General features: G+C 62.1%; 19 protein-coding genes and 1 pseudogene. 13 read left to right on the top strand and 7 right to left on the bottom strand.

Annotation, left to right across the window (positions count from 1 at the left end):
- Positions 1–39: 39 nt before the first annotated feature.
- The 4 genes and pseudogenes from SSPSH_RS19835 to SSPSH_RS05580 all read right to left on the bottom strand — a co-directional run.
- Positions 40–371: pseudogene (locus SSPSH_RS19835) on the bottom strand (CatB-related O-acetyltransferase); the annotation flags it as partial.
- Positions 372–457: 86 nt separating this feature from the next.
- Positions 458–2,035 (bottom strand): flavin-containing monooxygenase, encoded by a 1,578-nt coding sequence (locus SSPSH_RS05590; RefSeq protein ID WP_006914983.1) that lies wholly within the window; start codon positions 2,033–2,035, stop codon positions 458–460.
- Positions 2,032–2,955, bottom strand: coding sequence for a ferritin family protein (locus SSPSH_RS05585; RefSeq protein WP_006914982.1), 924 nt, complete (start codon positions 2,953–2,955; stop codon positions 2,032–2,034). Before SSPSH_RS05585 ends, SSPSH_RS05590 begins: the two co-directional genes overlap by 4 nt.
- Positions 2,956–2,977: 22 nt before the next feature.
- A complete protein-coding gene (locus tag SSPSH_RS05580; RefSeq protein ID WP_006914981.1) occupies positions 2,978–3,838 on the bottom strand; it encodes an SDR family NAD(P)-dependent oxidoreductase in 861 nt (286 codons plus the stop codon).
- A gap of 394 nt (positions 3,839–4,232) precedes the next feature.
- Here SSPSH_RS05580 and metK point away from each other — a divergent pair, with 394 nt between their 5' ends.
- The 3 genes from metK (at position 4,233) to metF (ending at position 7,914) form a co-directional block, all read left to right on the top strand.
- Positions 4,233–5,408 (top strand): methionine adenosyltransferase, encoded by a 1,176-nt coding sequence (gene metK, locus SSPSH_RS05575; protein ID WP_006914980.1) that lies wholly within the window; start codon positions 4,233–4,235, stop codon positions 5,406–5,408.
- Between the two features lie 81 nt (positions 5,409–5,489).
- Positions 5,490–6,911, top strand: a complete 1,422-nt coding sequence (gene ahcY, locus SSPSH_RS05570; RefSeq protein ID WP_006914979.1) for an adenosylhomocysteinase — start codon at positions 5,490–5,492, stop codon at positions 6,909–6,911.
- Between the two features lie 121 nt (positions 6,912–7,032).
- Positions 7,033–7,914, top strand: a complete 882-nt coding sequence (gene metF / locus SSPSH_RS05565; protein ID WP_006914978.1) for a methylenetetrahydrofolate reductase [NAD(P)H] — start codon at positions 7,033–7,035, stop codon at positions 7,912–7,914.
- A 43-nt stretch (positions 7,915–7,957) separates the two neighbouring features.
- On the opposite strand, the gene SSPSH_RS05560 is transcribed toward metF, so the two are convergent.
- Positions 7,958–8,446, bottom strand: coding sequence for a MarR family winged helix-turn-helix transcriptional regulator (locus SSPSH_RS05560; RefSeq protein ID WP_021031467.1), 489 nt, complete (start codon positions 8,444–8,446; stop codon positions 7,958–7,960).
- A gap of 201 nt (positions 8,447–8,647) precedes the next feature.
- Between SSPSH_RS05560 and SSPSH_RS05555 the strand changes: the two genes are divergently transcribed.
- Entirely contained in the window at positions 8,648–9,601 is a 954-nt protein-coding gene (locus SSPSH_RS05555; protein ID WP_006914976.1) for a 2-hydroxyacid dehydrogenase, read from the top strand.
- A 27-nt stretch (positions 9,602–9,628) separates the two neighbouring features.
- Here SSPSH_RS05555 and SSPSH_RS05550 read toward each other — a convergent pair whose 3' ends face one another.
- Complete coding sequence (locus SSPSH_RS05550; protein ID WP_006914975.1) at positions 9,629–10,234, bottom strand: DUF938 domain-containing protein; 606 nt, start codon at positions 10,232–10,234, stop codon at positions 9,629–9,631.
- Entirely contained in the window at positions 10,231–10,875 is a 645-nt protein-coding gene (locus SSPSH_RS05545) for an O-methyltransferase (RefSeq protein ID WP_006914974.1), read from the bottom strand. The genes SSPSH_RS05550 and SSPSH_RS05545 overlap by 4 nt, the downstream gene beginning before the upstream one ends.
- Positions 10,876–10,964: 89 nt before the next feature.
- Between SSPSH_RS05545 and SSPSH_RS05540 the strand changes: the two genes are divergently transcribed.
- From SSPSH_RS05540 to rpoH, 9 genes are all read left to right on the top strand, one after another.
- A complete protein-coding gene (locus SSPSH_RS05540; protein WP_006914973.1) occupies positions 10,965–11,735 on the top strand; it encodes a metallophosphoesterase in 771 nt (256 codons plus the stop codon).
- Positions 11,736–12,240: 505 nt separating this feature from the next.
- Complete coding sequence (thiD, locus tag SSPSH_RS05535) at positions 12,241–13,020, top strand: bifunctional hydroxymethylpyrimidine kinase/phosphomethylpyrimidine kinase (protein WP_006914972.1); 780 nt, start codon at positions 12,241–12,243, stop codon at positions 13,018–13,020.
- Complete coding sequence (gene thiE, locus SSPSH_RS05530; protein ID WP_006914971.1) at positions 13,017–13,649, top strand: thiamine phosphate synthase; 633 nt, start codon at positions 13,017–13,019, stop codon at positions 13,647–13,649. Before thiD ends, thiE begins: the two co-directional genes overlap by 4 nt.
- A 32-nt stretch (positions 13,650–13,681) precedes the next feature.
- Positions 13,682–15,007, top strand: a complete 1,326-nt coding sequence (gene hemL / locus SSPSH_RS05525) for a glutamate-1-semialdehyde 2,1-aminomutase (RefSeq protein WP_006914970.1) — start codon at positions 13,682–13,684, stop codon at positions 15,005–15,007.
- Positions 15,008–15,286: 279 nt separating this feature from the next.
- The gene (locus SSPSH_RS05520) at positions 15,287–17,356 is read left to right on the top strand and encodes a VTT domain-containing protein (protein ID WP_006914969.1); all 2,070 of its coding nucleotides are present in this window, start codon (positions 15,287–15,289) and stop codon (positions 17,354–17,356) included.
- A 58-nt stretch (positions 17,357–17,414) separates the two neighbouring features.
- Entirely contained in the window at positions 17,415–18,383 is a 969-nt protein-coding gene (gene ftsY, locus SSPSH_RS05515) for a signal recognition particle-docking protein FtsY (RefSeq protein WP_006914968.1), read from the top strand.
- Positions 18,384–18,401: 18 nt separating this feature from the next.
- Complete coding sequence (ftsE, locus tag SSPSH_RS05510) at positions 18,402–19,067, top strand: cell division ATP-binding protein FtsE (RefSeq protein WP_006914967.1); 666 nt, start codon at positions 18,402–18,404, stop codon at positions 19,065–19,067.
- Between the two features lie 3 nt (positions 19,068–19,070).
- Positions 19,071–20,066, top strand: a complete 996-nt coding sequence (gene ftsX, locus SSPSH_RS05505) for a permease-like cell division protein FtsX (RefSeq protein ID WP_006914966.1) — start codon at positions 19,071–19,073, stop codon at positions 20,064–20,066.
- 137 nt (positions 20,067–20,203) lie between these two features.
- Entirely contained in the window at positions 20,204–21,082 is an 879-nt protein-coding gene (rpoH, locus tag SSPSH_RS05500; protein WP_021031466.1) for an RNA polymerase sigma factor RpoH, read from the top strand.
- Positions 21,083–21,101 lie beyond the last annotated feature (19 nt).

Below are 21,101 nucleotides of genomic sequence, written 5' to 3'. Positions count from 1 at the left end.
TCTTAGCCCTTATCACGAATTCCGTATACGTTGCCCCGATCACGTATTGGCTGCACATGCCCGCAAGGCTTCAATATCGCCTGACACGATTTTCGCCAAATGCTCACTGATCCTCTCGACGGGCCAATCCCACCACGCGATTTCGTTCAGGATGTCGACTGTCTCTGCTGGGAAACGCCGCTTGACGGGCGTTGCAGGATTACCGCCAACATGGTGTATGGCGGCACATCAGACACCACGACAGCACGTGAGGACACGATAGCGCCATTGCCGATCTTTACTCCGGGCATGATGAGCGATTCGTAGCCGAGCCAGACATCATTGCCGATGACAGTGTCGCCTTTGTAAGGCAGATCATCTGCTGCAACTGCCGACGATGGGCATTTTGATCGCTGACAGCCAGGTTGCAAGCAGCAACCTGCCCCAGCCGCGGCATCAGTCGCGAGAACGCGACCGTTTAGTCATTACGCATCCACCGTTCGTGAAATTCAGGCTCATAGCGAATTGCTCGATAATCCTCGTTCACGAAGCGGGCCATCTGTTTCTTGTACTGCGTGGCGAAGCCCGGATACATGGTGGCGTTGAAGCCGTCTTCGGTGAGATACCAGCTCGCGCAACCCGAGTTCCAGTTGGTTTTGGCCAGGCGTTTCTGCAGTTGGGCGTTGTGTTTGGCCTGGGCGTCTTCTCTTACATCGAGCGCGCGCAGGTCGTATTCGAGGATCGTCTGGATGCCCTGCACGATGTAGTCGATCTGCGGCTCCATATAAGAGAGCGCAGAATTGTGGCCGGGCCCGGAGTTGGGGCCGAGCGCCATGAACAGGTTCGGGTAGCCCGCAACGTTCACGCTTTTATAGGCCATGGCGCCACGCGACCATTCGTCGTCGAGCCGGCGACCGTCCACGCCGGTAATCGGAAACGGCGCGGCCGCCTTGGACACGGCGAAGCCGGTGGCGAAGACGATACAGTCCACCTGATGCTCGATGCCTTCAACGCTGCGGATCCCCTTTTCGCAAATCTTGTCGATCGGCCAGGTATAGAGCTTGACGTTGTCGCGCATGAGCGCGGGGTAATAGTCGTTGGAGACGAGCAGACGCTTGCAGCCGATACGGTATTGCGGCGTGAGCTGGCGGCGCACCCAGGCATCCGGCACCTGATGACGCAGAAACGCCTTGGCCACGCCTTCGAGTAGGCGTGTGACCGGCGTGTTCCATATCACGCCCGTGGCCATCGCCTCATGCGCATAGAACAAGGCGTTTCGAAACGCGGTCTGGCTGGCGGGCAGCTTTTCGAAGAGTGTTTTGTTCCAGTCGGGCGCGGCGTAGCCCGGCCGGGGCAGAATCCAGGCCGGCGTGCGCTGAAAGACTTTTAGGAAATCCACCCGCTCGGCCAGTGCCGGTACGATCTGGATCGCGCTGGCGCCGGTGCCGATTACGGCAACGCGCTTGCCGGCGAAATCGTAGCTGTGCTCCCAACGCGCGCTGTGGATCGTCTTGCCGCCGAAGGTGTCGATGCCCGGGATATTGGGCAGCGCCGGATTGGCCAGCGGGCCCTGGGCCGACACCACACAACGGGCATGGACGTTCTTCTTGCCGGCCACGCGAATCGTCCAGACGCCGCGGGCCTCGTCGAACGTCATGCCGGTCACGGTGTGCCGGAAACGCATCAAGGCACGCAGCTCGAAACGGTCGACCAAGTGGTGGATATAGTCGAGTATCTCGGCGCTGCCGGAATAGCCGCGCGACCAGTTCGGGTTCTGGGCGAACGAGAACGAATACAGGTTGGAGGGAATATCGCAGGCAGCGCCGGGATAGGTGTTGTCCCGCCAGGTGCCGCCGACGTCGTCGCCGCGTTCGAGGATGGCGATATCGCTAATGCCCTGCTCGCGAAGACGGATCGCCGTACCGAGGCCGGAAAAACCGGCGCCAATGATCGCGACATCCAGCACGGGCGCTTGGCGCGCTGCCGGTGTCTTGCGCGCGCGCCGAGACGCTGATGCGGCCTGTTTCGACGCCGCATGACCGTTGACCGCGCTCATGCCGCGGTCTTGTAGGTGAGTTCCTTCACCCAGGTCGGCACCGGCCGCAGCAGCGCGCGCGGGTAGTAGTCGGTGAGCTTGACCATGGCATCGACCGGCACGTGATAGAGCTTGTTGCCGCGGTCGGCAACGAGGCGGCCGTGGCGGCTGATCAACTGGAACCAGGGATTGCGGCGCCCATCCGCCGTGCGCCCGCCGATACGCTCGTACTTGTTCATGGCCTTGTAGAGCTTTTCTTCCGGCAGGCCCATGGCAGCAACGTTGTCGCGCATACGTGACAACAACGGTAGATACGTGGCAATACCGACGATCAGACGGGGATTGAGCACCGTGCCCATGAAATTGAGACCCAGCCGATAGGCCTTGCCGTGGCCCTGCATCTCCAGCACGTGAAAACCCACGCCCAGATGGCGCGATTCGTCGTCGTTGATGCGTTTGAAAGCATCGTGACAAACCGGGTCGTCGACCTGTTCCAGAAGGAACGTGCAGAGCGCGCCGTCCAACGCGACCTCGAGCATGGGGATCACCGAGCCGAGGACCTCGAGCGGCATCCGGTCCGACTGCGTATCCAGCCAGTCGATCACCAGTCGTAAATTGATATTCGGCAACGGAATTTCGTCTTCCTCGAGCATGCCCCAGCGACGCATCAGCGCCATCTCGGCATTGGCGTGGCGCTGCTCCTCGGCATGGAAGTAGGTATACATTTCTTTCAGCATCGGGTCTTCAGCCTTGCGCGCCATGGCGGCAAAGCCGCGCGCGCCCACGTGCTCGATCCACATCAGATCGGACATGAAGGCCTTGAGCTTGGGCCATTGTTCGTCGGTGATCAGTTCGGCGCCGGGGGCATCCCAGTCGATGTCGGCCAGCGCCCACTGGCTGGCCTTGACCTTGGCCAGCATTTTTTCCAGATCGATGTCCATGAGAATCTCCTCTCAGCCCGGGTTATTCGGAAGCGGACGCGCGGGCCTTGCCCGATGCGTCGTTGGCGGCAAAACGATTGATGAAACCCAGGCCCTTCGTGTAGCCGGCGGGTAGAAGGCGCTTGAGACGCCACACCACACGCGCATCGAACTGCGGCAACACATAGAGATGGCCGCGGTCGAGCCCGGCGAGCGCGCTCTTGACCACGCTTTCGGCCGACACGCCGCCCCAGCGCATCAGGTTGTCGGCGATCTTCGACGACGAGGCGCTGATGCGCCCCGCTTTCATGATGTTGGTCTGCACGAAGGTCGGACACAGCGCGGTCACGCGAATTGGCGTGTCGGCCAGTTCGGCGGCAAGGGTCTCGGTGACCGCCAGCACGGCGGCCTTGCTGGCGTTGTAGGCGCCCATACGCGGTGCGGCCGCAAAGCTGGCCGTGGACGCCACGTTGATGATGCCGCCCCGCCCGGCTTCGCGAAGCATGGGCGCGAATACGTGGCAGCCGTGGATCACGCCCCACATATTGATATCGAGCACCCAGCGCCAGTCGTCCATGCTCATCTCGCCGATGGCATGCCCGCCCGCGCCAACGCCTGCATTGTTGATGACCAGATCGGGCGCCCCGCCGAACCATTCGGTGGCCGTCTGGGCGAGCCGCGCGACATCGTCCAGTCGGGTCACGTCGCAGACCGTTGCCAGCGCGCGGCCACCCGCTGCTTCGATACGTGCCGCGGTCGCCTCGGCCAGGGCCTTGTCGATATCGGAACACACCACGGCCCCGCCGCGTGCCGCCAGAGCCACGGCAAAAGCCTCGCCGATGCCGCTGCCTGCACCCGTAATCACGGCCTGTGCGCCGTGGGAAAGTCGCTTCGATCGGAACATGGGCTACCTCGGCTGATTTGTTTCTTTTGTTACTGTGCCATTGCTTGATGTCACATTAGCCAGCACCGATGGCAAACGCAATCGCGCAGATCGATGCGCCCCACCACCGTTGCCAACGTGTGCCATCGGAACTGAGCAGGCGCGCTTGCCGCCCTCGTGTTCGATTAAGACGTTTAGCCGCATGCGCAATATGAAAAGCTCACCGACAACCCGATGTCACAACAGCGTTATTTGTATAGTCCGCCGACGCTATGCCCTACATGGCGCCAAGCCACGGCAGATGCCGAGCTGCAACTGATCGCGGCAGAGCGCCCGCCTGGCGGTTTGTCATGGCAACCGTGATTTCGCTTGCGTATACTCTTATCCGTTCATCCGGATAGAGAGATAACGTCTTATGAGCCGATACCTGTTCACCTCCGAGTCCGTCACAGGCGGCCATCCTGACAAACTGGCCGATCAGGTCTCCGACGCCATCCTCGATGCCTACCTGGCTCAGGATCCAAGCGCTCGTGTGGCCTGCGAAACCGCGACCAAGACCGGACTCGTGATGGTCTTCGGCGAGATCAAGACCGACGAAAAGAAGAACGTGAACGTGCCGGTCGAAAAGATCGTGCGCGATACCGTGCGCAGCATCGGCTACACCAGCTCCGAAATGGGCTTCGATGCCGATAGCTGCGCCGTGATGAACGTGCTTGGCGAACAGTCGGCCGATATCAATCAGGGCGTGGATCGCGGCGATCCGCGAGAACAGGGTGCCGGCGATCAGGGCCTGATGTTCGGCTATGCCTGCGACGAAACCGACGTGCTCATGCCGGCGCCGATTACCTATGCACACCGTCTGGCCCGCCGGCAATCCGAGCTGATGAAATCCGGCCAGCTCGACTGGCTGCGCCCGGATGCGAAATCGCAGGTCACCTTCGAATACGAAGACGGCAAGCCGGTCGCGATCAACGCCGTTGTGCTCTCGACCCAGCACGATCCGAGCATCTCGCAGGCCGACCTCAAGGAAGCCGTGCACGAAGAAATCATCAAGCCGGTGATCGGCGGATGGCTCACCGACAATCCCACCATCCATATCAACCCGACCGGCAAGTTCGAAGTGGGTGGCCCGCTGGGCGATGCCGGCCTGACCGGCCGTAAGATTATCGTCGACACCTACGGCGGTATGGCGCGTCACGGTGGCGGTGCATTCTCGGGCAAGGATCCGTCCAAGGTCGATCGCAGTGCCGCCTATGCCGCGCGCTATGTGGCCAAGAACGTGGTCAAAGCCGGGCTGGCGTCGAAATGCGAAGTCGCAGTGTCGTATGCCATCGGCGTGGCCGAGCCGACCTCGATCTGGGTCGAGACCTTCGGCACCGGCAAGGTCGAAGATGAACGTCTCACCCAGCTGATTCGCGAGCATTTCGACCTGCGCCCCTACGGCATCCTCACGATGCTCGACCTTCAGCGCCCGATCTATGCGCCGACCGCCGCCTACGGGCACTTCGGCCGCGAAGACATCGACCTGCCGTGGGAGCGCACGGACAAGGCCGAAGCGCTGGCCAAGGACGCCGGCCTGCAGGCTGCATAAAACCCGCACCCCACTGTCGAGCCGTGCATGGCGTTTTGTAGCTCGCCGGCTCGAACTTCACGAAATTAATAGGAATCGAACATGAGCACCCCCGCAGAAAAGATCGACCAGGATTATGTCGTCGCCGATATCTCGCTTGCCCCCTGGGGCCGGCGGGAAATCGAAATCGCCGAAACCGAAATGCCGGGCCTGGTCGCCCTGCGCGAAGAGTTCGGCGAATCGCAGCCACTCAAGGGCGCGCGTATCGCGGGCTCCCTGCATATGACCATTCAGACCGCGGTTTTGATCGAAACCCTGGTTGCCCTCGGCGCGGAAGTACGCTGGGCCTCCTGTAACGTGTTCTCGACCCAGGACCATGCCGCGGCAGCCATTGCCGAAGCCGGCGTGCCGGTCTATGCCTTCAAGGGCGAGTCGGCCGAGGAATACTGGGAATATGCCCACGCCATCATGGACTGGCACGACGGCGGCCTGCCCAATCTGATTCTCGACGACGGCGGCGATGCCACCACCCTGGCCACCTTCGGCGTAAAAGCCACGCAGGACCCGTCGCTGCTCGACAACCCGAGCTCGAACGAAGAAAAAGCGCTGTTCAAGGTGATGAAGAAGCGTCTGGCCGAACAGCCGGATTTCTATACCAAGCTCGGCGAGGCGATCACCGGTGTTTCTGAAGAAACCACCACGGGCGTACATCGTCTGTATCACCTGGCCAAGGAAGGCGGCCTGACCTTCCCGGCGATCAACGTCAACGACTCGGTCACCAAATCCAAGTTCGACAACCTTTATGGCTGTCGTGAGTCGCTGGTCGACGGTATCAAGCGTGCCACCGACGTCATGATCGCCGGCAAGGTGGCCATCGTCTGCGGCTATGGCGACGTCGGCAAGGGCTCGGTGCAGTCGCTGCGCGGCCTGGGTGCGACGGTTTGCGTAACCGAAATCGACCCGATCAACGCCCTGCAGGCCGCCATGGAAGGCCTGCGCGTTGTGGACCTGGAAGACCCGGGCGTGGTCGAACAGGCGGACATCTTCGTGACCGCCACCGGCAACTATCACGTGCTCAACCACGATCACCTCAAGCGCATGAAGAACGAGGCGATCGTGTGCAACATAGGTCACTTCGACAACGAGATCGACGTCGCCTCGCTCGAGCAGTACGAGTGGGAAGAGATCAAGCCGCAGGTCGACCACATCACCTTCCCCGACGGCAAGAAAATCATTCTGCTGGCTGAAGGTCGTCTGGTGAATCTCGGCTGTGCCACCGGCCACCCGAGCTATGTGATGTCGAACTCGTTCACCAACCAGGTGTTGGCCCAGATCGAGCTCTGGCAGCATCGCGACCGCTACGAGAACAAGGTCTATGTGCTACCCAAGCATCTCGACGAAAAAGTCGCGGCGCTGCATCTGGCACGCGTGAACGCCAAGCTGACCAAGCTCACCCCGGAACAGGCAGATTATCTCGGTGTGCCGGCCGACGGTCCGTTCAAGCCGGATCACTATCGCTACTAAACGCTAGCGACCGGACAACCCGGGCCAAGAGCAGACCCGGCCTGCCGATTACGCGGGTCGGGTCTTTTCATGTCACGGCAGACTGGCCACGGCCGACGGATCGAGCATCGACAGTGGACGTATGGGCATGACGCACGTATCGCAAAACTCTTTCAGTATCGAATTCTTCCCGCCCAAGGGGCCGAAAGGCGCAGCCCGTCTGGACAAGGCGCGCACGCGTCTCGCCACGCTGGGGCCGGACTTTTTCTCGGTCACGTTCGGCGCTGGGGGCACCACCCGCTCGGGCACGCTGGAAACCGTCAATCGCACGATGGAAACCACCGGTATTCCCACGGCGCCGCATTTGTCCTGTATCGAAGGCACGCACGATTCGATCAACGAATTGCTGGACAGCTACAAGGCCGCCGGCGTCGAACGGATCGTCGCCCTGCGTGGCGACATGCCCGAGGGTATGGAAAAGCCCGGCGTGTTCAGCTATGCCAACGAACTCGTCGCGCATATCAAGCAGCGCCACGGCAACGATTTCCATATCGAGGTGGGCTGCTACCCCGAATATCACCCGCAGGCGAACTCGCCGGCCGACGACATCGACAACTTCGTGCGCAAGGTTCAGGCCGGCGCGGATTCGGCGATGACGCAATATTTCTATAACGCCGACGCGTATTTCAACTTCGTCGAGGAAGTCGCGGCTCAGAACATCGATATCCCGATCGTGCCCGGTATCATGCCGATCGTCGATTTCGGCCAGGTATCGCGTTTTTCAGCGATGTGCGGGGCGGATATCCCGCGCTGGATACGCCAGAAGATGGAAGGCTACGGCGACGACAAGGCCTCGGTACAGGCATTCGGGCGCGAAGTCGTAGCGCGTATGTGCGAACAGCTGCTCGCCGGCGGCGCGCCAGGGCTGCATTTCTACAGTCTCAACAAGGCACAACCGACGATGGATTTGTGGCAAGACCTGGGCCTGCCGACACCGAGTAGCCGTACTGCCGAGGCGGGCTGAACACGCCCGCCTATATCACGTTATAGCGAACTGTTTTTGCGCTTCAGGCTTCGTTGAGCTCGTCGCGCATGGCATCGTTGAAACGCGCGGTCAGCCGCGCGAACTCTTTGCGCTCGGCCTCGGTCCAGTCCAGGAAGCCTTTCTCCACCCGCTCGAGCCGACGGTCACGCACACGTGCTGCCGCATCCCGGCCCGCTTCGGTAATGGTCACGAAGCCGCCGCGGCGATCGTCCGGATTATCGAGCTTGTCGACCAGACCGGCCTGCTTCATCGCTGCAACCTGGCGCGTCACCGTCGACGCGTCGAGATTGACCTGCTCGGCCAACGCGCCAACCGATTGCCGGTCCTTGCGTTCCAGCAGGATCAGCAACAGATAATGCGCACGCTCCAGGCCGAAATTGAACCGCCGCCGGGCGGCTTCGAGGCGACGCACCAGAAAGGCGAGTTCATATTCCAGCGCTTCCACGGAGGGGCAGGTCATAGGCAGGTGATTACCCAACGATTCGTCTTGCTGTTCTGTCCTGCGGATCATGGTGACTCTTCAGCCTTGGTTGAGAACCCGATTGAGATCAGTCGTGATTACGAGCACGAACACATGCATCTTACACGATAGGTATAAAACCGCATTTTACTCACATCGATTCCCTGCTGTCCGAGAAAAATTCGGCTGCGACACACGCGTACATCGCACGTCGGTTACTCTTTCGCATTGTATATCGGAAAAGGAGTTGCGATGCGCGGCTGTTTTCTGGACGCGGGATCGATGGGCGACGCCCTCAACTGGGATGAGCTGAACGGGGCGATCAACGACTGGCAGTGGTATCACAACACCACACGCGAACAAGTCGGTGACCGTATCGCCGGCATGGATATCGTCATCACCAACAAGGTCGTACTCGACGCGGCCGTACTCGAGGCCGCGGATAACCTCAAGCTTATCTGCGTGGCCGCAACCGGCTTCAACAACGTGGATACGCAAGCCGCGGCGCACTGCGATATACCGGTCGTCAACGTGACCGGCTATGCCACGCCGGCCGTCTCCCAGCACGTGCTGGCGCTCATGCTGGCGCACGCCACGCGCTGGGCCAGCTACGATACCGCGGTCAAGCGCGGCGACTGGGCTGCCAGTGAATTCTTTTGCCTGCTCGATTACCCGATCGAAGAGCTCGCGGGCCAGACGCTCGGCCTGATCGGGCACGGCGAACTCGGGCAGGCCGTCGCGCGACTGGCCGAGGCCTTCGGCATGACGGTTCTGGTTGGCGAGCGCCCCGGCGCCCGTGAAATACGTGAGGGCCGCGTAGCGATCGACGAGCTGCTCGAACGCTCGGACATGATCAGTCTGCACTGCCCGCTCACCGACGATACCCGGCACCTTATCGATGCCGACGCCCTGGCGCGGATGAAAAACAGCGCATTTCTGATCAATACCGCGCGCGGCGCGATCGTCGACACACAGGCCCTGATCGCGGCGCTCGAAGCCGGCGAGATCGGCGGCGCCGCGTTGGACGTGCTCGACCAGGAGCCGCCGCCAGCCGATCATCCGTTGCTCGATCCGGCGATACCGAACCTGATCGTGACGCCGCATAGCGCCTGGGGCAGCCGTGGTGCGCGCCAGCGCATGCTTGAAGGCGTGGCCGCCAATATCCACGCATTTATCGATGGCGGAATCCGCAACCAGGTGAACTAGGACATTCCGAAATGCGGCCGATTGCTGCTAGCGATCGGCCGCTTTCTGCCAGATAAGCAGGCGGTTGTCGCTCGGCATGGCGATATCGGCTACGCGTGACAAGCACAGCGGCTCGCCCAGCGCATCCAACGCTTCGATTTCACGCAGCCCCATCGCGGGATCGCGATCGCGCAGTGCAGCGTCGAACGCCGCGTTACCGGTTTCCGGCGGTTTGCCGCGCCGCAGGAACGGACCATAAAGACAGAGACGGCCGGCCGGGCGCAGTACGCGCGCCGCACCGCTGAAAAGCGCTTCGACCGCTGTCCAATCCATGATGTGGGCGACATTGGCGCCGAACACCGCGTCGTACGGACCCGCTGGCCATGCAGCCCGCACATCCAGCGCCAACGGCCGGGGCAGATTCTGTTCGGACCTGTCGGCCAGTGCCGCCACCAGCCGCCGGTAATGCCCGGGCGCTTCGCTGCTCTGCCAGACGCAATGCGGGAGACGTTCGACGGCGTATCGCGCGTGCGTTGCATCGCCCGCCCCGACCTCGAGCACATCGCGCGCATGCGCGAGGTGCTCGACCAGCGCATCGAAAATCGGCTCTTTATTACGCTGTGCGGCGCTGTTGTCGCCGATACGCGCACTCATCGTTTATACGCCAGGGTCAGACCATCACCGATCGGTATCAGGCTCATATCCACCCGATCATCCGCGTGTACGTGCCGATTGAATGCACGTATCGCCTGGGTATCAGTGCTTTCGTCATCGGGGTCGATAACACGACCGTGCCAGAGACTGTTATCGGCCATGATCAACCCGCCGGCATGCACCAACGCCAGGGCACGCTCGTAATAGTCGATATAGCCTGCCTTGTCGGCATCGATAAACACGAAGTCGTAGGCACCCGCCATACCCGCCGCAACCTCAGCGTCCAGTGTCGCCAGCGCGTCGCCCAGCTTGAGTTCGATGCGATCGGCCAGCCCGGCCGCCGCCCAGTCGCGACGCGCCCGCTCGGTGATTTCGGGGTCGTTGTCGCAGGCCAGCAGCCGCCCCTCGGTCGGCAGGCTTTGAGCAACCCAGAGACTGGAATAGCCGGCATAGACGCCAATTTCGATTCCGCGACGCGCGCCGGCGAGCTTTAGCAGCAAAGCCATGAATTGCCCTTGCTCCGGGTCGACCTGCAGATCGGCGTTGGCCTCGGCCGCCGTGGTCCGCCGGTTGGCGACCATAATCTCCGTCTCACGCAGACTGACATGGCGCAGATAAGCAAGCAGTTCCTTGTCGATCATCGCCTCATACCTGTATGTGTTCACAATGACGGCTCTTGTTATTGCGAGCCATGCCGGCAGGATAACGCCGACTCCGAGAGGAATGGCGAATGCGTATCACACTTCAAATCATCCACCTCACCGATCTACACCTGCGTGCCGACGCCGATGCCCGGCTTCACGGCTGGCTCGTGGAAGACGCATTTCAGCGCGTACTCGCCGCGGCGCTCGAAGCGTTGCCACGCCCCGACGCGATCGTACTCGGCGGAGATTTAGTCGACGACGAAAGCGTACGCGGTTACAAACGACTTGATAGCACCCTCGCCCGCCTGCCCTGCCCGGTGTTAGCCATGGCCGGCAATCACGACGATCCGCTGCGCATGGCCCAGACACTCGAACATGCGGTTGTGCACGAGCGTCTGCGCGTCGGTGAATGGCAGCTGATGGCGCTGGATAGCCATATCAATGGTAGCGAAGCGGGAGAACTCGGCGGCCAGCAACTCGAACGCCTGGACGGCTGGCTCGCCGAGAACACAGCACCGACGTTGATATTCGTGCACCACCCGCCGATCGACGTAGGCGCCGCCTGGATCGATGCGATCGGCCTGCATGATCGCGACGCGCTCGAACGGGTCGTCGCCGGCCGCGCGCATGTAAAGGCAGTGCTTTGCGGACACGCACATCAGGCCGCGGAACTCGATTTCGCCGACCGCCCCTGTCTTGTCACGCCGAGCACGATGCGCCAATTCGCACCTGGCGCGCACTCGTTTACTGACGACCCGGCGCGGGCACCGGGGTATCGCCTGATCGAAATCGCAGCGGATCAATCATTTGAAACCACGGTCAAACGTGTCCGATCCGCGACCGCCGCTTGTGGATAAATCTGGGGATGAAATGGGGACGCGCGGCGCTATCGGTCAAACCTCAGCCCGGAACCCGAGAAATCGCGAGGAAATACTTGATTTAACCAATATAATCATAATGTTACAGATCAACCAAAAGTGACGTAATGCGTCATAACAAACCGATGCGTGAACCACAAGCGGGTTGACACTGTGCATAACCCCTACCGTAGAGCAGACAATCCCTGAGCTGTTTTCGCTAAACGCTTGAGCTTAAACACGAAAGCTTAGAAATACACAGGACTTGTGGATAAGCCTGTGGAAACCATGATGCCGAACCGTCTTAAGCGGCGTGTTTTCAGCGCTTTCCCCAAACCGGCGATTTTGTAACCATACGGAAACAATACTGTGAAATCATACACTTAACCTAATACCGCCATTGCGTAAATCTACCGACTAAAAAAATTTCGCAAGTCGCCCCGCCGCGTTTTTTTCCGTTGTGCATAAGACAACGGCGAACCGCGCAAGTGTTAGACTTCGCGCCATGAAACGACCCAATATTCTGGTGATTGCCGGGCACGATCCGAGTGGTGGCGCCGGGATCCAGGCCGATATCGAGTCCGCTGCCGCCCAAGGCGTGCACGCGGCAACGGTCATCACGCTGCTGACCTGCCAGGACACCACCAACGTTCATGGCGTGGAAGCCGTAACGACCGAGTTCTTTGCGCGCTGCCTGGACACCGCCGTCGCCGACATGCATTTCGATGCCATCAAGCTCGGGGTGATCGCCAACGTCGAACAGGTAACATGCATCGCCGCCCTGCTCGATCGGTTACCGGGCACGCCGCTGGTTATCGACCCGGTACTCGTTGCAGCCGGGGGTGGCACGCTAGCCGACGATAGTGTCGGCAAAGCATTGCACGACCAGCTCTTCGATCGTGCTCAGGTGATTACACCCAACGCTCGCGAAGCACGCGCTCTGTGCCATGGCGAAACCGATCTGGATCGCTGCGGCAAGGCGTTGAGCACCCATGCTGCAAGCGTACTGATCACCGGCGGCGACGAAGCCAGTGCCCAGGTCGTCAATCGTCGGTACACCGCCGGCGAATCGGTCGAACACTACGAATGGCCGCGTCTGGACGGCGTATTCCACGGCTCGGGCTGCACGCTGGCGAGCGCGATCGCGGCCCAGCTCGCCCTCGGTCATGAAACCGGCGAGGCATTGCGCCGGGGTCAGCAATACACTTGGGAAACACTCGATCGCGCCTTTGCGGCCGGCCGCGGCCAGCGCATTCCGTCACGAATTATTGCGCCCGCGTCGTGACTGCGCGCGGTCTATACGCGATCTATGATCGCACTACACTGGCCACCGACGCCCTCGATCGGGTAGAAGCCGTCCTCGCCGGCGGCGCCTGCTGGCTGCAGTATCGAGATAAGCGGGATACCGGTATCGATGCCGGGCTGCTCGGCGAACTGCGCGCGCTCACGCGCACCTATGGCGCCCAGCTGATCGTGAACGACGATTGGCAGCTCGCCCAGGCAGTCGCCGCTGATGGCGTACATATGGGCCAGAGCGACGGCAGCGTCGCCACCGCGCGTGCTGCGTTGGGCACGGGTGCCATCATCGGCGTGAGTTGTTCCGGCGAAATCGAGCTGGCGCGCCGGGGCATCGAGCAAGGCGCAAGCTATGTCAGCTTTGGGCGATTTTTCGACTCGCACACGAAACCCGATGCGCCGGGCGCCGATCCGAGCGTGTTGGCGCAGGCGCGCGCCCTGGGCGTGCCGGTGGTGGCCATCGGTGGCATCGACATAGACAACGCAGGCGATATCATCACTGCCGGCGCCGATCTGATCGCGGTCTCCGGCGCGCTCTTTCATGCCCCGGACAGCGGCGCTGCCGCGCGCGCTCTGTGCGCGCTGTTCGAGGATACCGGCTCGCATGCCGGCGCCTAGAATCTTATTCGACTTTTCGCAGGAGTATTTCGATGAACGCATCCGAGACCTCACAGTGGCAACGCCCGGGTCCGCGTTCGGCTGAACTGTTCGAACGCGCCTCACGGGTGACACCCGGCGGCGTCAATTCGCCGGTACGGGCCTTTGCCGGTGTGGGTGGCACGCCCGCTTTCATCGAACGCGCCAAAGGCGCTTATATCTACGATGTCGACGGCAACGAATATGTCGACTATGTCGGCTCGTTCGGGCCCATGATTCTGGGCCATGCCCATCCCGACGTGATCGACGCGGTGCAGAAACAGGCCGCGAAGGGTCTGTCCTTCGGCGCTCCGACCGGGCTCGAGACCGAGCTGGCCGAACTGGTCTGCTCGATGGTCGACTCGATCGAATCCGTACGCATGGTCAACTCCGGTACCGAAGCGTCGATGACCGCCCTGCGGCTCGCGCGTGGCTATACCGGCCGCAAGAAGATTCTCAAGTTCAAGGGCAACTATCACGGCCATGTCGATGCCCTGCTCGTCGACGCGGGCTCGGGCGCACTCACGCTGGGTATTCCTGGCTCGCCCGGCGTACCCCAGGCCGTGGTCGAAGACACCCTCTCGGCAACCTATAACGACCTGGACTCGGTCGTGCAGGCGTTCGATACGCACGGCGACGATATCGCCTGTGTGATGGTCGAGCCGGTGGCCGGGAATATGAACTGCGTGCCGCCGACCGAAGGGTTTCTCGACGGCCTGCGGGAGCTGTGCGATCAGCACGGCGCGCTATTGATCTTCGACGAGGTGATGACGGGCTTTCGCGTCCACCCGGGCTGTGCCCAGGCGTATTACGGCGTCAAACCGGATGTGACCGCGCTCGGCAAGATCGTGGGCGGCGGCATGCCCGTGGGTGCAGTCGGCGGCTCTGCCGAGATCATGGAGACGCTCGCCCCGACCGGCCCGGTGTATCAGGCCGGTACGTTGAGCGGGCACCCGTTGGGCATGGCAGCCGGTATCGCCACGCTTTCGCGCGTCAAGGGCGGCGCCGTACACGATGCGATCGCCCCGCAACTCGACAAGCTGCTCGCCGGGCTCGACGAGCGCGCGGCCAAACACGGCGTGCCGTTCATGACCCAGCGTGTGGGCGCGATGTTCGGCATGTTCTTTACTGATGCCAAGCAGGTCAGCCGTTTCGACGATGTTGCTGCCTGCGATACCGAGGCGTTCTCCCGCTTCTTTCACGAAATGCTCGATCACGGCGTCTACCTTGCGCCCTCGGCATTCGAGGCGGCGTTCATCTCGCAGGCGCACGACGACGTGGCGATCGCACGTACGCTGGATGCTGCCGACGCGGCATTCGCAGCGCTCTCACGCGACTAGGGCGACAGGGCGTTGATGTTGCGTACCAGCGCCGCGGTCGCGCCCATCAATCGCGCCGGACACGGCGCGAGACGACGTGTCGGCGTGGCGCACGATGGCACCGCGCGATTTCGGATCGCGAGGTCGATGGCTCGGCCTCAAGGGACAAGGGCGGTTTTGCTGCACTTACGGGGCACAGGCGGCGTACGTAGAACGGCTACGTGGCGCTCGCTGTGCCACGCCCTGCCGCTAAACGCACCTTGGCCCAGCCTCGCACGCCACACCGACAGGCCCTGACGCATGGGGCACGACCTGTTCGCGGCCCTCCTGGCCTGGGTCGACGCCCATCCGCTGGCCGCACTTGCACTGGTATTTGCGATCGCCCTGGGCGAATCGCTCTTTCTATTCGGCCTGCTGGTGCCGGGCGCGCTGTTCATGTTCGCCTTCGGCGCACTGATCGGCGCCAACCTGCTGCCAATCGGCGCGACCTTCGTGGCAGCGATTATCGGAACCCTGATCGGCGATGGCGCCAGCTTCGTGCTGGGTCGGCGCTATCGCGGCCACGTGTCGTCGCTGCCCGGCTTCGCGCGCGCGCCTGTGCTGGTCGCCCGCGGTGAGCGGTTCCTGGCCGATCACGGCGGCAAGGCCATCATCATGGGCCGGCTGATCGGCGCACTGCGCCCGATCATGCCGACGGTGGCCGGCGCCGCCGGACTATCGACCACGCGCTTCGTGATCATGGACCTGATCGCGACCGCGATCTGGGCGCCCTGCTATATCCTGCCGGGCGTGGTGTTTGGCGCATCGCTGGATCTTGCCGCCCAAGTGGCGACCCGGCTCGCCATTCTGCTGGTCGCGGTGGTCGCGATCGTCTGGATCACGACCGTGAGTGTGCGTTTCGTGCTCGTGGCCGGGCGGGTCGCACTGCATCGCTATGCAGGACGCCTGCTTGCCTGGAGCCGGCGCCATCGCCGACTGGGCCTGCTTGGCCCGGCCCTGGCCGATCCGCGCCAACCCGAAATCCCGGCACTGGCAGTCGGTGCAGGGCTGCTGATGCTGGCCACGGCCCTGGCTTATCTGGTGATGTGGGGCTGGCAGCGCCCGGTCTATCCCGGTCATTTCGATGCGCTGGCGTTCTATATCGTCCAGAGCCTGCAAACACCGATATCGGATCAGATCGCGTTCGCCATCGCGCAGATGGGTTCGCCGCTGATCTACCTGCCCTTTGCCGTGGTTCTCGCTGCCGTACTTGCGGTGATGGGCAACTGGCGCGCCGCGACGCACTGGATGGTAGCGCTGGGTTTTTCTGCCCTGGTTGCGCTGGGCCTGCGCTGGTGGCTGGCCATCCCTGCGCCCAGCGGTTACTTCCACGGCGATGCCACCGACCCGCTGTTTCTCGCCGGCGGCGGCCAGGATCTCATTCTCTGTGCCACGGTTTATGGCATGGCGGGCCTGATGATCGCCGCCGGCCAGCCGCTTACGGCGCGGCCCTACTACCATTCGATCACCGTCGCCGGCGTCGTGCTTATCGCGCTCGCACGACTTTATCTGGGTCTGGACTGGGCCAGCGATCTGCTCATCGGCCTGGCGATCGCTTTCGTCTGGCTCAACATGCTCGTGCTCAGCTATCGCCGCCAGCGTCCGGCGCGCGTACACGGTGCGCCGGTGCTGGCGGTGCTGGCCGGCTTTGCAATGGTCGCAGTGGTGGCCGGCATTCTGCCGGATACCACGTATCGGGCCTGGGCACAGGCCGAAGCAAAGCGCACGCCGAGCATTATCGATCATTGGGCGGACCATGGCTACCGTGAGCTCGACACGCGCATCAAGGATATCGCCGGGCGCGCCAGCGCGCCGTTGAATGTCCAGGCCGCCGCCCACGCGCCCCAGCTGAAACAGATGCTTGCCGAAGCAGGCTGGCATCCCGCACCTGCGCTGGGCGTCAGTCAGCCGTTGCACTGGCTGGTAAGTGACAGCGATATCCGCCAGCTCGCCGTGCTGCCGCGTATTCACGATGGTCGCCAGCCGACGTTGACTCTGGTGCATGCTGTCGCGCCCCCCGAGGCCGAGCATATGCGCCGGGTGCTGCGACTATGGCCCACTGGGCAGGTGCGCGCGTCCGATCGCAGTCCGCTCTGGGTCGGCATGACCGATGTCCAGAAGATCGCGCATCGTTTTCATTTATTGGCGACAGCGGCGGATCAACGCCAATACCCGGCGGCGCAGGCCGCGCTCGTCGCGGATCTCAAGGCCGCGGGCGTGGATTTACGTCTGGTCGAAAACGATCGCGGCTCGATCGTACTGATCAACGCGCCCCAGGCCACGGGCGATGCTAAAGTAGCGCCCGATCCGCGACGCGGGCACCGGCGCTGAGCCGGCGCCGCGCGGCGCGCTTTCGTCCACGTTCAATATCGCAAGCAGCGCATTCTCCATGGCCAACGTCGATCCCAAGGCGCGCAAGTCGTCCAAGCTCAAGCAACCCGGGTTTTTCACCCGTATGCGAGCCAGCCTCAACAAGGGCGACTCGTGGCTGACCTACGACCTGCGCAATCTGTTGCCGGGCGAAACCGTCGATCAGGATGCGCTCGACGAACTCGAAACCCAGCTACTGCTTGCCGACGTCGGCGTTGAAGCCACCGGCCAGGTCATGAATCGACTCCAGGTGATGTTTGATGGCGGCCGCCTGCGTACGGGCAAGGACCTGGGCAAGGCGCTACGCGAACACCTCGGCGCGATTCTTACGCCGTGTGAGGAACCGTTGACCATTCCCGAGCACACGCGCCCGTTCGTGATCCTCATGGTGGGCGTGAACGGCGTCGGCAAGACCACCACCATCGGCAAACTGGCCAAGAAATTTCAGGACGCCGGTCAATCGGTCATGCTTGCTGCCGGCGATACCTTTCGTGCGGCCGCGGTCGAACAGCTTCAGGGCTGGGGCGAACGCAATCACGTACCGGTGGTCGCCCAGGGCAGCGGCGCCGATTCGGCTTCGGTGGTATTCGACGCGTACTCGCGCGCCAAGGCGCGCGGTATCGATGTTCTGATTGCCGACACGGCCGGGCGCCTGCATACCCAGGGCCATCTCATGGATGAGCTCAAGAAAATCAAGCGCGTGCTCGGCAAGCAGGACGAATATGCGCCGCATGAGGTCATGCTCGTGGTGGACGCGACCACCGGCGGTAACGCGCTTCAGCAGGCGGTGGCGTTTAACGAAGCCGTGGGCCTGACCGGTATCACCATCACCAAGCTCGACGGCACCGCCTCCGGGGGTATCGTGTTCGCCATCGCCAAGCGTCTCGGCCTGCCGTTGCGTTTTATCGGCATCGGCGAGAAAGTCGAGGATCTGGGCGTGTTCGAATCCGAGCATTTCATGGACGCGCTGTTCGATCGCAGCAAGTAACGCGGCCCGTTTTTGCCCATGACCGATATCGTCGCCTTCAAGAATGTGATCAAGCGCTATCCGGGCGGCAAGATCGCGCTCGACGGCGTGTCGCTGCATCTCGAGCGCGGCGAGATGGCGTTTCTGACCGGCCATTCCGGCGCAGGCAAATCGACGCTGATGAAGCTCATCGGCCTGATCGAGCGACCCACGCGCGGGCAGGTCGTGATCAACGGCACCAATCTCGCCGCGGTGAAGCGACGCCAGATTCCACGCTACCGTCAACGCTTGGGTCTGATCTTCCAGAACTACAACCTGCTGTTCGACCGTACCGTGTTCGACAATGTCGCCCTGCCGCTGGTGATTCGTGGCCTGGGGCATGCGGATATCGCCCGCCGCGTACGCGCCGCACTCGATACGGTCGGCCTGCTCTCGCTCGAGCGCAAATTCCCGATTACGCTGTCGGGCGGCGAGCAACAGCGGGTGGGGATCGCGCGTGCTGTCGTCGACCGCCCGTATCTGCTACTGGCCGACGAGCCGACGGGCAATCTCGATCCGGCCTTGTCGGCCGATATCATGCGGCTTTTCATGCGGCTTAACGAAGCGGGCACGAGCATCATGATCGCCACTCATGCTATCGATCTGGTCGAACGCATGGGCCATCGCCGGATTCGTCTGGATCACGGTCATCTGGAGAACGGCTGAGATATGGCACGCAGCAGCGACAAACCGACACGCAGCGCGGCCCAGAACAACCGTCGGCGCACCCTGCCGAGCACGCTCGCCGCGCCAGCGCAGGGCTGGCTCAGTTCACATGCGCGCTGTTTGATCGAAAGCCTGGGCCGGTTACATCGGCGTTGGCTGGCCAGCCTGCTGACCGCTACGGTCATCGGCATTGCACTGGCACTGCCGGCCGGGCTGTATGTCCTGATGAGCAATCTCGACACGCTATCGCAAAGCTGGCATCGAGCCGTACAGGCATCGCTGTATCTGCAGGATGACCTCTCGGTAAACCAAGGCCAGGCATTGGCTGAACGGCTCGGCGAGCGCGACGAGGTCGATAGCAGTACGTATATTTCCGCTCAGGCCGGGCTGGAACAATTTCGCCAATCGTCCGGGTTTGGCGCCGCGCTGGACGCGCTCGAAGACAATCCGCTACCGGCCGTGATCACAATCGCTCCACACTCGGATATGTCGCGCGCGGAAATCGGCGCCCTGCTCGTATCGCTCGAGGACGAACCCGGTGTCGCTCGCGCCGAGCTCGATCAGGCGTGGCTCGAACGTCTGTACGCGATTCTTTCCGTGATCGAGCGCTCGGCATGGGTGATCGGTTTGCTGCTGTCGGCCGCGGTGCTCTTCATCGTCGGCAACACGATTCGGCTGGACATCGAAAACCGACGCGAAGAAATCGAGGTAATGAAGCTGCTGGGCGCATCCGATGCGTTTATCCGCCGCCCGTTCCTGTATAGCGGCTTCTGGTACGGACTGATCGGTGCCGTGCTTGCACTTGTGTTGCTGGGCTTGTGTTTTATCGCGCTGGCCGAGCCTTTGGGTGCACTCACGCGCTCCTACAACGGCGCGCTGGCCATGCACGGGCTCGGGTTCCAAGGCGTTTTAATGCTGCTCGGTATCGGTGTGGCGTTGGGCTGGTTGGGCTGTGTGCTCACAGTGAATCGCCGCCTGGCTGCAATCGAGCCGCGATAATCCGACTGAATTAGCGATAGAAGGAACCTAACGTTTCGGCGAATGTCTTAACGTCATTACTATCATTACTGCATCAACAGGCGCTAATTTTTGGTAGACTGGCTGCAATAGGCAGAAGTCCCAAGGAGGCTTTGCACATGGCTAACGATATCTCTCTTTCTCCCGCTAAAATGAACCTGCCGACGCTTGCGTCCGGCAGCATCGATTCCTATCTGCAGGCGGTGTCGAGCATTCCTGTCCTGGAAGTCGACGACGAGCAGCAGCTCGCACGCAAGCTGCGTGACGACGGTGATATCCAGGCAGCGCAAAAGCTGATCCTGTCCAACCTGCGTTTCGTCGTACACGTCGCCCGTGGTTACTCGGGCTACGGTCTGCCCTTGGCCGATCTCGTACAGGAAGGCAACATCGGACTGATGAAAGCGGTCAAACGCTTCGATCCCGATGTCGGCGTACGTCTTATCTCGTTCGCAGTGCACTGGATTCGTGCTGAAATTCACGAATTCATCCTGCGTAACTGGCGCATCGTCAAGGTCGCGACAACCAAGGCTCAGCGCAAGTTGTTCTTCAACCTGCGCAGTTCCAAGAAGCGCCTGGGCTGGATGAACGACAAGGAAGTCAACGCCGTGGCGGGTGATCTGGGCGTCAAGCCGGAAACGGTGCTGCAGATGGAGCGTCGCCTGTCGGGCGGTGATACGTCGTACAACGCCCTGCCGTCGGCGAACGATGAAGACAGCTACGCACCCGAGGACTATCTTTCCGCCGACGACGGCTATGATCCGGCCTCGGATGTGGAAAATGGCGACTGGGAGACCTACCAGCACGCCAATCTGTCGCGGGCAATGACCGAATTGGACGATCGCAGCCGCGATATTCTCGAAAGCCGCTGGCTACGAGAAGATGGCAAGATCGGCCTGCAGGAGCTTGGCGACAAGTACAAGGTGTCGGCCGAACGTATTCGCCAGCTGGAAGTAGCCGCGATCAAGAAACTGCGCGGTGCGATGGTTACCGCGGCCTAGTTGTGTAAACCCACCAGGT

The organism is Salinisphaera shabanensis E1L3A, assembly GCF_000215955.2.
GTDB lineage: Bacteria > Pseudomonadota > Gammaproteobacteria > Nevskiales > Salinisphaeraceae > Salinisphaera > Salinisphaera shabanensis.
Note: the sequence above shows the minus strand (reverse complement) of the source record. Positions and strands in the feature narration are given on the sequence as shown.

Bases quoted from the DNA above. Each gene is read 5' to 3' on its own strand.
- SSPSH_RS05590 (WP_006914983.1), bottom strand. From the start codon at position 2,035: ATGAGCGCGGTCAACGGTCATGCGGCGTCGAAACAGGCCGCATCAGCG.
- SSPSH_RS05585 (WP_006914982.1), bottom strand. From the start codon at position 2,955: ATGGACATCGATCTGGAAAAAATGCTGGCCAAGGTCAAGGCCAGCCAG.
- SSPSH_RS05580 (WP_006914981.1), bottom strand. From the start codon at position 3,838: ATGTTCCGATCGAAGCGACTTTCCCACGGCGCACAGGCCGTGATTACG.
- metK (WP_006914980.1), top strand. From the start codon at position 4,233: ATGAGCCGATACCTGTTCACCTCCGAGTCCGTCACAGGCGGCCATCCT.
- ahcY (WP_006914979.1), top strand. From the start codon at position 5,490: ATGAGCACCCCCGCAGAAAAGATCGACCAGGATTATGTCGTCGCCGAT.
- metF (WP_006914978.1), top strand. From the start codon at position 7,033: ATGGGCATGACGCACGTATCGCAAAACTCTTTCAGTATCGAATTCTTC.
- SSPSH_RS05560 (WP_021031467.1), bottom strand. From the start codon at position 8,446: ATGATCCGCAGGACAGAACAGCAAGACGAATCGTTGGGTAATCACCTG.
- SSPSH_RS05555 (WP_006914976.1), top strand. From the start codon at position 8,648: ATGCGCGGCTGTTTTCTGGACGCGGGATCGATGGGCGACGCCCTCAAC.
- SSPSH_RS05550 (WP_006914975.1), bottom strand. From the start codon at position 10,234: ATGAGTGCGCGTATCGGCGACAACAGCGCCGCACAGCGTAATAAAGAG.
- SSPSH_RS05545 (WP_006914974.1), bottom strand. From the start codon at position 10,875: ATGATCGACAAGGAACTGCTTGCTTATCTGCGCCATGTCAGTCTGCGT.
- SSPSH_RS05540 (WP_006914973.1), top strand. From the start codon at position 10,965: ATGCGTATCACACTTCAAATCATCCACCTCACCGATCTACACCTGCGT.
- thiD (WP_006914972.1), top strand. From the start codon at position 12,241: ATGAAACGACCCAATATTCTGGTGATTGCCGGGCACGATCCGAGTGGT.
- hemL (WP_006914970.1), top strand. From the start codon at position 13,682: ATGAACGCATCCGAGACCTCACAGTGGCAACGCCCGGGTCCGCGTTCG.
- SSPSH_RS05520 (WP_006914969.1), top strand. From the start codon at position 15,287: ATGGGGCACGACCTGTTCGCGGCCCTCCTGGCCTGGGTCGACGCCCAT.
- ftsY (WP_006914968.1), top strand. From the start codon at position 17,415: ATGGCCAACGTCGATCCCAAGGCGCGCAAGTCGTCCAAGCTCAAGCAA.
- ftsE (WP_006914967.1), top strand. From the start codon at position 18,402: ATGACCGATATCGTCGCCTTCAAGAATGTGATCAAGCGCTATCCGGGC.
- ftsX (WP_006914966.1), top strand. From the start codon at position 19,071: ATGGCACGCAGCAGCGACAAACCGACACGCAGCGCGGCCCAGAACAAC.
- rpoH (WP_021031466.1), top strand. From the start codon at position 20,204: ATGGCTAACGATATCTCTCTTTCTCCCGCTAAAATGAACCTGCCGACG.